The organism is Legionella fallonii LLAP-10 (assembly GCF_000953135.1).
Classification (GTDB): Bacteria; Pseudomonadota; Gammaproteobacteria; order Legionellales; family Legionellaceae; genus Legionella; species Legionella fallonii.
In genome coordinates this window covers 1-14,566 of the sequence record NZ_LN614829.1, presented here as the reverse complement: position 1 = coordinate 14,566, position 14,566 = coordinate 1, and the positions used below count along the sequence as shown (strand labels likewise).

Below are 14,566 nucleotides of genomic sequence, written 5' to 3'. Positions count from 1 at the left end.
AACGAAATTGGCCTTTTTATGCACTTCGACATAATTTTAATTTCTTTTAATATCCTTTTATTTCATTGTGGTTACACCTATAATAAGTTATAAGTTCTTTGAGTAGTTTTGAAGCAATTCTTCGACACATGTTCGACACAATTGATAAAAAAGTGGATTAATTATGAGAATAAATAAGTCTTCCGTTGAGAGTTTACCTATCCCAGAAAAACAACAGGTAGGTAAAACTGCACAGAAAAAATACTACGATGATAACCTCAAAGGTTTTGGAGTTAGGGTAACCTCAGGCGGCACTAAAGCTTTTTTTGTCGAGAAACTAATTAACCGAAAACTAAGCCGAATCACCCTAGGCCATTACCCAGAATTAACCCCTGAAATGGCAAGAAACAAAGCCCTTCAACTTCTTGGTCAAATCGCCATGGGCATAGACCCTGTTGCAGAAAAGAAAGCAACCATCATGAGAGAAATTACCTTAAACGATGTCTTTGCCGATTATCTTCAAGCAAGAAAAACACTCAAGCCCCAAACCATAGCTAACTACAAACAAGTTTTAAGCAAAGCATTTCCCGGCTGGGGAAGTAAACCCATCCTATCCATTACTAAAGATCGCATTGCCAAACACCATACAAAGCTGGGACAAGAACATGGCGAAGCGTATGCAAATCTTTCCATGCGAATACTACGTGCTTTATTTAATTTTGCTGCTGGCCAATATGAAGATGCCAAAGGAAGATCGCTCATATTAGAAAATCCCGTAAGAAGACTTTCGCAAACACGAGCCTGGTATCGCATCGAACGTCGTCAGACCTACATTAAGCCTAATGAATTAGTAGCGTGGTACACTGGACTTCAATCATCACAAAATCCAATCCTACGAGATTACTTGTTACTCATTATATTAACTGGATTACGCAGACGAGAAGCAGCCACCCTAAAATGGACAGACATAAATTTAAATGCCAAAACATTAACAATTAACAAAACCAAAAACAACGAAACACACACCCTCCCCCTTTCTGATTATCTGTATGATCTGCTAGAATCTCGTAAACAAAGGTGTACAACAAACTTTGTTTTTCCAGGTTCCGGAGCAGCAGGACACATTATCGAACCACGCAAACAAATGGCATATGTTACTAAAGTATCAGGCGTACATTTCACCGTTCATGATTTAAGACGTACATTTATTACCATTGCCGAAAGTCTGGATATCCCTGCTTATGCACTAAAACGACTAATGAATCATAAAATGAGTAATGATGTTACCGCCGGATATATTATTGTTGATGTGGAACGTCTGAGAAAGCCTATGCAACTGATTACAGATTATATTTTAAAGTGCATGGGAGTGATTGAATCGGCTGAAGTAATCAGTATACAAGCTATAAATAAAGAGCAGATATAAATACCTCTCTCATTTTGGAGTGCGCAGCGTTCCATATTTAAAATAATCTCATACCAATTTGGCAGACATTGTCGGCCAAATTAAAGGAACAATAATAAAACGAATTAATAACCCGCCAGAAGATCATATTGATGATTTATAGTGATTGATTGTTGTTTAATATTTAGACGATAATACAACCTTCAGTGATATCATTTGATTTTTTATTTTTTTCTTCTAGTCTTATCTGTAATACCTCTTTTAAAATCAGCCAATTTACATATAAGAAAGAAAAATTTAATTTTACAGAAACCTTAACAATAAATTGGTCAATAAATAGATCAGATAATTCGAAGCTTTTTATTTAAACAGAGGTTGATTTTATGTTATTAAAAAGGGTATTGATTAATGGTTTTCGAAATTTCAAAAAAACCACCGTAAGTCTTAATAAAAAATCACTTATAATTGGCCCTAATGATATAGGAAAATCTAACTTCCTTAGAGCAATTCGACTACTCTTAGATCGAAATTTGTCTGATGCTGAAATTGAGCCAAGTGATGCTGATTTTTATGCTTTTGAAGATACTCATAAAATCGAAATCACTCTCCATTTTCACGAAGCAACAGAAGACTGCATAAAATCACGCTTTAAAGAAAATATTAGTGACAAAGATGAGCTAATTATTCAATATCAAGCAATTCGCGATCCTTCAACTGGCCAAAAAAACTATAAAATAAGAGTTGGCCCATCAATGGATAATTTAAAAGATGGTGAGACTCGCTTTTATCTTAAAGTTCTCAATCTTCACTACATTAGCAGTAACCGAGATCTAAATGCCTTTATTAAGAGAGAAAAGAAGCACCTACTTGGAAATGCACGAGATAATCGCACTGAGGATGAGATTGAACAGGACGATGCTTCGTTGAAAAATATTGAAACAATATTGAAAGGTGCAGGAACTGAGATCGCTGGATTAAATTTTGTTTCCAAGGCAACCAATAACCTAAACTCTGAGTTAGCTTCGTTGTCAGTCTTAAATGAAAACTACAATGTGGGTTTTGATACGGGGGCTTCTGATATTAGACAGTATATTGATAACCTCTCGCTTTCGTCTTCACAGGAAGGTAAAACTGTGGCTCTAGGGGGCGATGGCAAAAATAATCAAATCTATCTGGCTATTTGGTCAGCACAAAGAAAAGTATTACAATATGACCCAACAGAAATTTCCATTAACTGCATTGAAGAACCAGAAGCACATCTTCATCCCCATCAACAAAGAAAACTCTCACATTATTTATCAAGCAAACTTCAAGGACAAATACTACTGACGTCACATTCACCATATATTACTTGTGAGTTTGAACATAATTCGATTGTAAGTCTGTCAAGAAATGAAAATGGCTCTTATGCTGCAAGCGATGGTTGTAGTCCGATTATTCAAAATAGTTTGTATAATTTTGGTCATCGTTTAAACGCAATTCCTGCTGAAGGTTTTTTTAGTACGGTTGTATTTCTAGTTGAAGGTGTCTCAGAAACTTTATTTTATAAAGCACTAGCAAAAAGGCTGGATATTGATCTTGATAAATATAATATCAGTATCATCCCTGTTGAAGGAATTGGATTTGAGACATTTATAGAAGTTTATATTAATCTTGGAGTCCGGTTTATTGTAAAAACTGATTTTGATATTTTTAAAGTACCAAAGAAAACATACTATCGAGCCGCTGGTTTACAGCGCGGATTGGCAATATTAAATAAGTACAATCAAAATATTAATTCTAATACCGAAACATTGATTCAGGCTTTAGGCGACTCACATAAAAAACTTCATAAAAGAGAAATTCCAGAGTTATTAAAAGATACTGTTGCTAACCTGAAAAATGAACTAAAGCATTACGATATATTTTTTTCTGAAACTGATTTAGAAACTGACCTTGCCAAATCTGCATTAAAGAATAGCTTAAAACAATGGTACGAAGCCTCTGATGAGCAAAATCTGATTGAATTAATGAAAGAATATAAAGGAGAACGTATGTTTGAATACTTAAAAGAGAACTACGACTCACTTGCGGATCTAAATGATTCAGATATATCTGAACCACTTTATAAGTGTGTTGAGCGTGCATCCCTGAAATGAATATCCCTACTCTCGAACAAAAAAAAATATTAGATGAATTAAATTCCTGTGTCGTAGTTGCAAGGCCAGGAAGCGGGAAGACGTTTACATTGTCATATAAAATAAGAGATATTCTTCCAACACTTCCAGATTATAAGGGCGTGATTGCAATTTCTTTTACAAATAAAGCCAGCACAGAACTTAAACATCGTGTTTTGAACTTGGGGGTTCAAATAAAATCGAGCTTTTTTGGAACCATTGATAAGTTTTGTTTAACCGAAATTGTAATCCCATTTTTACGTCATAAGTTCGGTTTGCCCAACGTTGATGATGTAAAAATCATTAAAGCAGACGAATCTCAACTTTTAAAACAGTTATGTCCAGAGGGTATTGTGAAAATATCATGGAATTCTATAAAAAACTTATACTGCTCAGGAGAAGTAATCTTAGAATTATCTGGCCGATTAGCCATTAACCTACTAAGAAAAAATCGAATTTTAAGAGAATATATGAAGGCAAGATATTCACACGTTATCATTGACGAATATCAAGACTCGGGGAAAGAGCAACATCTGATTTTCATGGAACTATTTAATTTGGGGCTTATTGCTATCGCTGTCGGAGATTTAGATCAGTCTATCTACGCATTTGCAGGAAAAAGTTCTGATTATTTATATGAACTAACACAGAGAGATGACTTCAAAAAATATCCATTAACGGTAAACCATCGATGTCATCCCAGTATTGCAGCTTACTCTTTAAAACTCATCAATTCAGAGTTTGTTTTAACTAACCAAGATAAAGAAAAACGAGTTTATAGCAAAATAGTTCAAGGTCATCATCCCAATATTGCACAATGGATCGAAAAATCAATACAACCACTACAAACAAAGTTCTCTGATGTGAAGCTTGGAGGAATAGCAATTCTCTGCCGCTCTAACATTTCTGCAAAAATGATAAAAGAAAATATTACTAAGTATGAGGTGCAATTGAGAGAAGATACGCCATTGGATTCACTTGGTTCGCCTTGGGCAGCGTTCTTTTCAGAATGTTTATATTGTTTGTTTGACTCTAAATTAAATGTTAATGAAATATTCGACAAATATCTGGATGGTGAAGCGCTTAAGGACTCACATAAAAAATCTTTATTAAAGCTTATTGAGCTGAAAAATGAAACTAATGAAAAAAACTTTAATAAATTAAAAGGTGCACACAACATTTTAAAAGAAACCGCTCAACTGTTAATTCCTAATGCGGAAAAGATAGATTCAGAACGAGCATTATTTGAAGTATTAAGTTCAGATGTTTATTTACAATCATATTTCCCTCAAAAAGATACACATATTCAATTGATGACCTTGCATAAATCAAAGGGTCTTGAGTTTGATGTAGTTTTCCATTTGGACTTATACCAATGGACTATACCCTCTTATGAAGCTGTTAAAGGTAATACAAACGAGATGATTCAGTCCGTAAATTTACATTATGTTGGGATAACAAGAGCGAGGCAAGCATGCATACTTGTCGCCTCAACAGAAAAATACAATACAAAAATAAATGCTGCTAAAGAAGCAATTATATCAGAATTTTTAACTCGAGCCGATTTGTCTAGCCTTAGAAAGGAATTATAAGCAATCTTGATAAGAACAGGTTTTTTCGTATAATTTTACAACAAAATGGCATCTAAGAGATGCCAAATGAGTTTTTAATATACGCGATATTTGTTGGCTATCAAATTAATAGTCAGCTTCTGTTCTTCAAACAAACCTCTATCAAGAGCTACAGCATCACTTGCACCGTAAGCTAACAATGTTGCTATCTCTCTATGGGTTGAATGCTCCATTTTTTGAAAGGCCTGTTTTGAATAATTCTTATCCTCTTTAAGCCAACAAAAAGGCAGATACGATGTATTACCATTAATTAAAGAAATATAGCTTACCCAAGGCATATAACTATAACCGGGAAACTTAAAAATATTTTCATTTTCATGTAAAACTATACTCGAACGTCCACAAAATATGGGATTAATTAGAGAACCGGACATGACAAAATAATCAATGGAATCAAATTGATTATTTTTAATCATTTTCTCCATGATTTTTTTGCGTTTAATATGCTCATCCAAACAATACCTGAGTCTATTGTATAATCGATCTGATTTAATCAACGTATAGATATCCCCATACAAATTATTGCTTCCAATAAAATTTTGTTTCCTCAGATGCTTTTCTTTTAGCATCTGAAGATGAATATGGTGTATCCCATAGCAAATATTCCTGTAATGAACTAATAATGCAATTTCACTGTTAATTTTCCCTTCAAAATTATCAAGCTTAAAAAATAATCTTGTATCATGATCGATACAAAATCCCTTAAATGTTGAAAACTTTTCTTTATCAACATTTGTTAATGTATTGTTTTCAGCATTTTTCATTATCCAATAAACTCTAGGCTCTAATGTCATTACATTGAGCAAATCAGAATTAATTTTATACAAAAAATTTTCAGGTATTGTATGTGAATTAATAGGCTTATTCTCACAGGTACTAAAACAACAATATTTACTTTCGTATTGAATGTTATCAAGTTCAGAAATCAATCGATTGATTGGCATTATAGTCATAAGGTTACTACTCTTTTAAAATACCTGTTTCGCGTCACTGCAATTTATATGCAGTGACGCGAAAATTCAAGAACGAGACAGCCGAATAAAATCATGCCTAAAACCACCCTTTGTCCTAACGCGCCCCACAAGATTGAACAAAATAAGGTCCCAAAACCTATTGCACCCAGATCTCGACTTTGCTAATTTGAACACAAGCATTACTGACGAGCAGGTGAAAACCCTGCGAAACATCTAGGTGTCTAATGCTAAGCCATATCATTCCCTTAACTTTATGGCTGGACGTTCAGTTGGGAAATCACTTCAAGGAACTCTGTCGTTCGGTGGATCGGGTCGAAAGACTCTAAGTCATCAAAATAATGACCATGGATAAAAGATAAAGCCTTTGGCTTTGTCGTATTTGTTTAATAATCAACCTAAGGAGAAATCACTACAAAAACTTGTTGTACTATGGCGAGATCGTTTGCCTTATAGCGATTGATTTGCCCCCTCTTTGAGCATTTCGGCTTTTGCCGGGTATCAATTTTTTGGATTGAGCCGCTCGACCAACACTAAACACAAACAGGGCAAATAACTTTTTAACCACTTTTTCGGGGTGGGATATGACAGTAACTTCTTTGCGCAAACAAGCTTTTCATTTGATGCGAGCAAACAAAGATGGAACTTATAAAGAACGGCAGCGGCGAGCCTTTGTTCTGGGTAAGATGATTAATGATCTTTATGCTTCTCAGAAGCCACCCATTTCATGGCAAGATTTGGAAACACATCATATTCATTGGCTAGTAAAGCGTTGGAAGGATCGAAGGATTAAACCTTTAACCATCATGCGTTATATGACTATCATTCGTAAAGTGCTTTCTGATCTCGGTTGTTGTATACATTATATAGATAATCGCAGTCTGCAATTATCTTGTCCTAAACCTCGAAAAAAACGTATCAGAATGTCTGCTAACTTCTGGCAGTGTTTGATCAATCCAGCAGTACGCTTGATGATGGCCTTGCAGACTCATTTTGGTCTTACATTTACTGAGGCTAAGCAATTTAGAGTCTCTATCCATATACAAAATAATCAATTAGTCATTTCTGAGCGAGTTATTCCCATTGATACTAAGGAACAACTTGCGATTTTAAATGAGTTTAAACAACTGACTGATGATAAAAGCCTGATTAAGAAATATGGTCATGAGTATTTACAAGTGTTTTGGCATGATGAATTAAAACAGCATAAATTACCCGGCAATAGAACTTGGCGGTATTGGTATGCCAAACAACGGTTGGAAGTGTTATTACCTGAGGTTGGATATACTCAGGCTTGTCAGATGATTCGTCTGGAAATGGGGATTAAATCTCGCAATACGCTTTGGTTGTATTTGAATAAATAAACACTGGGACAATTGGGACATCTGGGACAGCTTGCTGGTACTGATTCTTACTGTCCCAGATTGTCCCAAAAGGTTTATGAGCTTGGGACAAAGCAAACCCTTGATAGGCTTGATGTCCCAATTTGTCCCACGTGTCCCAGCTATTTTATTCATCATCCCAAATTTTACGTGTAAATACGTAAAGTCTGGGTGTACCCACACCAGGTATTCTTGGTTTTTGACTAGGGTTACCCTCTTTACTTGGCCTTAACCATCCAGCGTTCAGCAATACTTGAATGACTGTTTTGGGATCATACCCCTCGCAGAGTTCTTTCTTAAACACCTCCGTCAATACTAAAAATACCCGAAATCCTTCTTCATCAGTTTGATAGAATCCTGCTCGGTTAATGAGTTTTTCATCATTAGCATTTTTCACATTGGCAAAACGGCTTGCGCCATGTAATGCGAAGAATGACCGCACTTGTGAAAGAATGGCTCTATCTTCACGATTTCCATCAATGCCAAATCCTTCTCGCCATGTTAAAAAGCAGCTAAATGCAGCGCTGGTGGCTTCACCTTCTTGCCAGCCCGTTAAACCATATTCTGTTGCTAACTCACCAGCAATCGCGACTAGCGCAAATCGTCTGGCTACTCGCTGCAATTGGCCAGAACAATAGTTTTGGGTGAAGTGTTCAACTATGGTTTTCATTTTGTCCGCAAGATAGGTTGGTAATAAAGCCTTATTGGTGACGATATGTTTTAGCCATGCCATTCCAACTGCACCATGGTATTGTTTAGCTGCTTCTTTTAATGCTAAGGCAATATTTGATGGACTATCGTATTCGTGGATATTGTTAAAAATACCCATACCACATCCTGTATCGGCTTCTATATCAGCTAATCTGATTTCCTGACCTGCATTAGTACGTTGTCCTGCTCTGGCCATCAGTGTGGTCAAAGATTCCTCCCCTGCTGATAGAAAAATCAATGACCAACGATTTGATGGTTTAATTGTTCCCAACTTGGAGGCGCGATTTTTTCCTTGACCATTAGCCAGTAGATAGGCTGCTTCACCTGCCTCTTTGGGATCAATCTGGCTTAATTCATCCAGTATTAATAATCCATCATTGTGTACCGCTGCCAAACCTTCTAAACCATTAACAGTGCTGCGCCACAAGCGAGTATAGTCATCTGGTTCTCCCCAAACAGAAGCCGCTACTTTTAATGCGGTGGTCTTGCCTGATGAAGATGCGCCACGTATATGAAAACCGCCTGAATCTTCACCTGCCATACTCGCTAATACTGGTGCAAATGCTGTAGAAATGGCAAAAACTAAACGTGAATTGCCAGTGGCTAAACGACCGATGGTATCTCGCCATTGCGATACGGTTCCTGATACAGTCAAAGCAGGTTCAATGCTGTTGGTATTTTGAAACACGACTTTTTCGGTACTTTGGCCAATAGACATTGAGGCGGTAACATAAACATCCTGATGCCAGCCTAATTTATCTACGCATCTGGCTCTATCTTCCACAGCCACAACTTGTAAATAAGATGCTAGTAAATCACGGGCTGACTTGCTTGGTGAAATACTTAAACCCAAGCGGACTAGTTCACGTCTGACATCGATACTGTCACCTTGCAATAATGCTAAAGGCATTGCCCATTGATGGGTTACTTTATCATCATCCTGCCATTCTAATAGGCGACCCCATTCGCCACTTTTGCCATCGCGTGTTTTAGCGACTACATGTAATGGAGAACTGATCCAACGTGGCGGTAATGGATTGCCTTCTTTATCGTTACCAATAAAGAAAATACCTTTAGTGGTTAATTTGAAGTGACCACCCGCGTATTCATGAGTGAAAGGACGAGTTTCTTGAGAATGGTTTATAGTTAATTGTTGATTTTGATGCATGACTATCTCCACGAGAGTTCATGAAAGGTCAATCATCGTTGATAGAAAAATAACCTTCCTTGAACTGTTATATTTCTATCAGTTGTTGACTAAAGCCAGTGATTGCTCTTGATCACAAGTTGCCCGATAGGTTATTTGTCGTTGAAGAAAATCTAATACTTCGCTTTTTCGATATAAAACCTTTCTACCCATTTTAATATAAGGAACACCAGTGCCTGCCCAACGGTTTCGTTCAAGTAATTGGGTTGAACAGTTTAGAACAGCAGCAATAGTATTTTGATTAAAAAGAGTTGAATTTGGAGCAGATTCAAATTCGTTTAAAAGGTGTAAGCGAGATGGTGTGTTGATGGACATAGAAATACCTCTTCAATTGATGTTTCAATCGGCTCAAGTGCCGTCCAGCAGCCTCCTTGCTGTTTTGAAAACCAGTCGATTCCATATCTATAGTTCATCTATTTTAGGATAGACAACTACTCAGAACTTAAGTTGTTATTCTTACAACCCTACTACAAGCTCTGAATACTGGGGACTTTAAATCTCCTGAAAGCGTTATCAGTGTAACTAAAGCTTTCTCAAAGTCTGGGGAGATTATTAACGTGATTTAAAATGAGTGTCAAGGGGTGAGGTTTAGGATTTTTTGATTGATATTGAATGATACTATTTGTTAACTAACCATGCTTTTGCAAATCGCGCGATAGTATCAATTGCCACCTGCCAAGCAGCTGTTTCTGGATTATAGACTAAAGGACCAATAAATCTTTTATATCTTTCTTGATGTATTGGATCGTTAACTAATAGTCTCAAACCGTGCTGTAGTTCTGCCATCGGATTACTTTTAAATTGGGGGCTTTGATTACCAAATTGCTCAAGATCAATTTGAATAACTTGGCTCACCAGCTTTTTTAGTCCTGCATCATCAATTAAATCTCGAATAAGATGAAGATCATAAACATGACGCACTAAAGTCTCATCATCGTCTTTCGTATTATCTCTATCAAAAGCAGCTGTTCTCCTTAATAAAGCAACAAACTTCTCGCTGGCAATTGATGAAATAGTTGCACATGGGAAGTTATTAATCTCAGGATTTTCCTTAGCTACTTCTGCATAGAGTGAAGCTATGGGTTTTACTACAACAGGCTCAAGTAAACATGACTAGGTAAGCTCCAATTTTAAATGAGGACGTAAAGCATCGATTTTTGGATGATGAATTGGATACTCGATAAGAAATGTTTGGTATTTCCCTTCACTTAACTTATGAAACTCTATTATTTTAAATAAGTTGGAAGATTCCAATGCAGAATTGATTTGCTCGTGAATCGCCCTTCTTTTCTTTCGCTGCTGATTTTGTGAACCAAAATTAGATAACGGTACTAACTTAAAATCGATATCCTCGGACATTCGGTAGGTATTTCTATGTGCTTTGGCTAAACATGTCCCGCCAGAAAATACTAAAGAGTAATCTTCAATAGAAATGGCGCTTAATGTCTTAATCAGCTGGACAGCGTAATAATCTTTTTCAACTATGACAGGATTTTTAATCCCTAACGCATCAGCAACATCAGCAAATAAAGAAGGATCAGTTAGCATGTTTTAATAACTCAAGTTTAAATTTATCGGTACCTATTTTGCGACTGAATCTATCCAAAATAACAACCTGAGTATTCACTGGTACTTGTGTAGAACCGCCTTGATATGCCTTAACTGCATCGGCTGATTCCCAATTTACCTGTAATCGTTTTAAAGCTTCGAGTGCAACCTGATCAAAACCACCTTCAGCTGCCAACATTTTTTTGCCTGTTAAACGATTAATGCGTGCTTTTGCATAAAGACCATAACCAATTTTGATTATCTCCCCTTCATTTTCTAAATTGCGAAGAACTCTACCAACTTGATCATAATCACCTAATTTCCTAAAATCAGAACGCACAAATACCTGCTTGTTTGAACGGCGAATTTTTAAAGTAATTCTGCTTTTAAGGGTTAGGCGTTTCATACGTTTTGTAAAATTATTGAACTTACAATTACTATAGCAAAAATACGACATTTTATCAAACAAAAATACGACATGATTAATGTTAATAAAAGCGGGTAATATATTGTTTTTTTAAAATTAATTAAAGTTATAGATTACCATTAGGAGAGCAAATTGAATTTAAAGGAAGAAACAATACGACAAGCAGCAACATTGGTATGTACGGCAGAAACCCAAGCAGATGCTATAAAAATATTCACAGAGTACCAAATGTTACTTCATAATTGTCGATTTATATTTGCATCTTCCAATGGGGCAATACCGGGTTTATCTATTAATCATAATTTTTCTGCAACCGGAGTAATCCGCAGTCTTTTTAAAACAGATAAGGTTTGGGTTTTAGATAGAGCTACATTAAAAGAAATGTATGCTCAAGGCCCCACTACTTTTTCAATTGATTATTCAATTTCTTTAGATACTCAAGCATTAAGTTATCTTGAGCCGTATATTAACGACACAAGCAAAAGGATTCCTGCTGATTTTACAGAGGTTTTTGAGTTTCTAGCTCGTACTGATGTAAATGTTGATCCAATGCCTTACTTATACGAGAACCTATTAAAGGAAGCATCGGATGTTGATTTTGACAAAATATTCTCAAAATACAGAGCTTACGAAATTTTAAGATCACTTGACCTGGAGCATTTACATACTAACAAACAAATTAGATCTAAATTATCTCATGAGCACCTCAATATTCAAACCCAGAAAAATCTGGCAAAAATAATGTATGAGATTAATGATCATGTTAAAGAGCATTTAAATCTAAGAATTGATTTTTATTATTGCATCCTTCTTAAAATAGCAATAATTCATTTCTATCGTCCAAAACTAACAGTTGTCCAGAAGATGGAAAAACTACTGGATTTTATGGACACAGAGTTAACAACAATCTGTATACGCGAACTGATCATTGCTTACGAATTTTTTAAGCATGATACAAAAATAAAATTTTTTGGAAAAATACAAAATAATAATGAGGATATCCTTCAAGATCTCCGTAATATGGCATGGGACTTTTTTCATATTCGGCAGTTGGAAGAAAATTCAACCATTAAGTGTAATGAAGCTCGTTATTTTTTTTCATCACTATTAACTTTTGATAAAAAATTTATTCAAATTATTGATTTATGCCCCTTAAAATGCATCGCATATTTAGATGGAATCAAACAACCAATTCCTTTTTATGATGACAATGCGATGAATGCATTTAATAGTTTTATAAACGAACATACTGAATTAAATCAACGTTTCTTCTCTAACAAAGCTATGATCTCACGTAGTAATCGCAGAAAGAAAAGGGATAGTCTTAAAAATTTAATTGATAAACTTGAGATAGAAATATCACAATATTATATTTCGTTAGCAATTTAGACTAAGCAAGTAGGTTGGTTCAAAATAACCGACCTACAGCCCCTTTATCTTTACATGATAGAAATTCCAGATCTGCATCTTCTTTTTCAAAATATGATTGTAATTTATTATGAACAAATAGCCCGTTCTCAAATCTAATTTCAGCAATGAACCATGGTTGAAAGCCTTCTCGCTCAGACATAAGCCCTTCTCTCTCGCACATTATCAAAATTGAAGAGCTATTCTTACTTATTACAAATTCAAGTACAATTAATTTAGGTGAGTCATCATTATATGCAAACACAGCACCGATTTTAAAATTCTGGAAGTAAGCTTCAAGAGGATGTATTCCAATTTTTTCGGGACAACAAGGAAAATAATAGTGAGCTCCCCACCCATATTGTGCGCACCCTTTTGTTAAAGCCATCTCTAACCTATTAAAATCATTTAAATCAATAACTGCCATGATGTTTTCCTTTAGTTCATACATATGGCAATTTTGCAAAAAAATAATAGATTATTCTCGGAATCAAAACTGAAAGATTTTATTCCGAAAGATTAATGACCAATTAGGTAACCGTTTCTCTTTTAAACTTCCTAGCTTCACACATAATTAAAAGTGAACTTATTGAGCTTCTATCAATTACTTTATTCGCCAAATCTATACTGTGATCAATATCGTCATATGGATTTACTTCATGGCCGGTAGAACTAGAAACACGACCTTTAGGCCATATAAGCTTATGAATGCCTATGTTCGTAAATCCAATTCCTTGTATTTTAAACCAAAGCCTTAAATCAAATACGGCTAATATTTTACTTTCTTGCCAGCGATCGAATTGAACCTGAATGTCTTGAAGTTTTCCAACCGATGCATTAAGTTTCCTTTTCAAAACAGTAAGGGTGTCTTTCTTTGAATATGCAGGATCAAGAGAGAAAAGCAGACCGCTCAAATACTCCATTTCTTTTTTGGGACACCAACTATCTTGCTGGTAATTTTCATAGAATACGCACCAGGGTGTTTCGTGCATTTCATGAAAAGCGATCTTTTGCTCCATTGATAAGGCATCTTCATTAGTGATTGCAGATATAGCACTTTCAAACGCAACACGATGTGGATTGTTTTTATACCAGTCGGTATTTGTGACTAGATGATACATTATGAATACATCACTGATTGATACATCTCTAATTGGTCGAGGGGGAGTAGGCTTCAATAAACGTAGGATTTTTTCAATTTTTTGTTCAAATATAACTTTAATGAAATATTGCTCTTGTTCCTTTATTGAAAGGTTGCGTATTGAATCAGGAAGGGCAGTTTCATCTCGATTAAATGTATTTCTTTTCCAAAGTTCATATAGCCATTCTTCGGGGGTTCTTGATTTATTGTAAAATTCATCGTTATACCAGCTAGGTCTTGTTAATTCTTTTGCCATATTTCATCTCTTTGCTTTGAAGTAGGTTCCAAAATGGAACCTACTTCGTTTTGATTGCCATCAATATACAACTTAATTATTGGAATAATTCTGAATGGGATCTGCGCGAATTAATCTTGCGATTGATTATTGATACCTCAATATTCTGGCATATGAAAACCTTGATTACGCCAGTCGGCTTCATCAAGGCTACATTTTTTTATTTATTTAATTCAGATTAACAACTGATTTCAAACTTCGACACATATTCGACACAACAAATTAAAATTTTCTTTGTTTCACTTAAGCCATTGATTTTACTATGCCGCTGCGCGGAATCGAACCGCAGACCTTTTGATTACGAAT

General features: G+C 35.5%; 11 protein-coding genes and 1 pseudogene. 5 read left to right on the top strand and 7 right to left on the bottom strand.

Features of this window, described 5'->3' with window-relative positions:
• Positions 1 to 163 precede the first annotated feature (163 nt).
• From LFA_RS18670 to LFA_RS18660, 3 genes are all read left to right on the top strand, one after another.
• Positions 164 to 1,405: a tyrosine-type recombinase/integrase gene (locus LFA_RS18670; protein ID WP_045097974.1), complete on the top strand. Its 1,242-nt coding sequence runs from the start codon at positions 164 to 166 to the stop codon at positions 1,403 to 1,405.
• 362 nt (positions 1,406 to 1,767) lie between these two features.
• A complete protein-coding gene (locus LFA_RS18665) occupies positions 1,768 to 3,522 on the top strand; it encodes an ATP-dependent nuclease (protein ID WP_045097973.1) in 1,755 nt (584 codons plus the stop codon).
• The gene (locus LFA_RS18660) at positions 3,519 to 5,132 is read left to right on the top strand and encodes a UvrD-helicase domain-containing protein (RefSeq protein WP_045097972.1); all 1,614 of its coding nucleotides are present in this window, start codon (positions 3,519 to 3,521) and stop codon (positions 5,130 to 5,132) included. Before LFA_RS18665 ends, LFA_RS18660 begins: the two co-directional genes overlap by 4 nt.
• A 74-nt stretch (positions 5,133 to 5,206) precedes the next feature.
• On the opposite strand, the gene LFA_RS18655 is transcribed toward LFA_RS18660, so the two are convergent.
• Positions 5,207 to 6,124: a hypothetical protein gene (locus LFA_RS18655; protein ID WP_045097971.1), complete on the bottom strand. Its 918-nt coding sequence runs from the start codon at positions 6,122 to 6,124 to the stop codon at positions 5,207 to 5,209.
• Between the two features lie 602 nt (positions 6,125 to 6,726).
• On the opposite strand from LFA_RS18655, the gene LFA_RS18650 reads away from it, so the two are divergent.
• Positions 6,727 to 7,506, top strand: coding sequence for a hypothetical protein (locus LFA_RS18650; RefSeq protein WP_045097970.1), 780 nt, complete (start codon positions 6,727 to 6,729; stop codon positions 7,504 to 7,506).
• 145 nt (positions 7,507 to 7,651) lie between these two features.
• Here LFA_RS18650 and LFA_RS18645 read toward each other — a convergent pair whose 3' ends face one another.
• From LFA_RS18645 to LFA_RS18630, 4 genes and pseudogenes are all read right to left on the bottom strand, one after another.
• Positions 7,652 to 9,403 (bottom strand): DUF927 domain-containing protein, encoded by a 1,752-nt coding sequence (locus LFA_RS18645; protein ID WP_045097969.1) that lies wholly within the window; start codon positions 9,401 to 9,403, stop codon positions 7,652 to 7,654.
• A 78-nt stretch (positions 9,404 to 9,481) separates the two neighbouring features.
• A complete protein-coding gene (locus LFA_RS18640) occupies positions 9,482 to 9,757 on the bottom strand; it encodes a MerR family transcriptional regulator (protein ID WP_045097968.1) in 276 nt (91 codons plus the stop codon).
• A 303-nt stretch (positions 9,758 to 10,060) separates the two neighbouring features.
• Positions 10,061 to 10,990: pseudogene (locus tag LFA_RS20430) on the bottom strand (nucleotidyl transferase AbiEii/AbiGii toxin family protein).
• Positions 10,980 to 11,459, bottom strand: coding sequence for a DUF6088 family protein (locus LFA_RS18630; protein WP_231865962.1), 480 nt, complete (start codon positions 11,457 to 11,459; stop codon positions 10,980 to 10,982). Before LFA_RS18630 ends, LFA_RS20430 begins: the two are co-directional and overlap by 11 nt.
• A 90-nt stretch (positions 11,460 to 11,549) precedes the next feature.
• Between LFA_RS18630 and LFA_RS18625 the strand changes: the two genes are divergently transcribed.
• On the top strand, positions 11,550 to 12,806 hold the full coding sequence (locus LFA_RS18625; protein ID WP_045097966.1) for a hypothetical protein: 1,257 nt from the start codon (positions 11,550 to 11,552) through the stop codon (positions 12,804 to 12,806).
• A gap of 19 nt (positions 12,807 to 12,825) precedes the next feature.
• On the opposite strand, the gene LFA_RS18620 is transcribed toward LFA_RS18625, so the two are convergent.
• The gene (locus LFA_RS18620) at positions 12,826 to 13,251 is read right to left on the bottom strand and encodes a hypothetical protein (RefSeq protein ID WP_045097965.1); all 426 of its coding nucleotides are present in this window, start codon (positions 13,249 to 13,251) and stop codon (positions 12,826 to 12,828) included.
• Positions 13,252 to 13,354: 103 nt separating this feature from the next.
• Entirely contained in the window at positions 13,355 to 14,221 is an 867-nt protein-coding gene (locus tag LFA_RS18615; protein ID WP_045097964.1) for a hypothetical protein, read from the bottom strand.
• Positions 14,222 to 14,566: the final 345 nt, after the last annotated feature.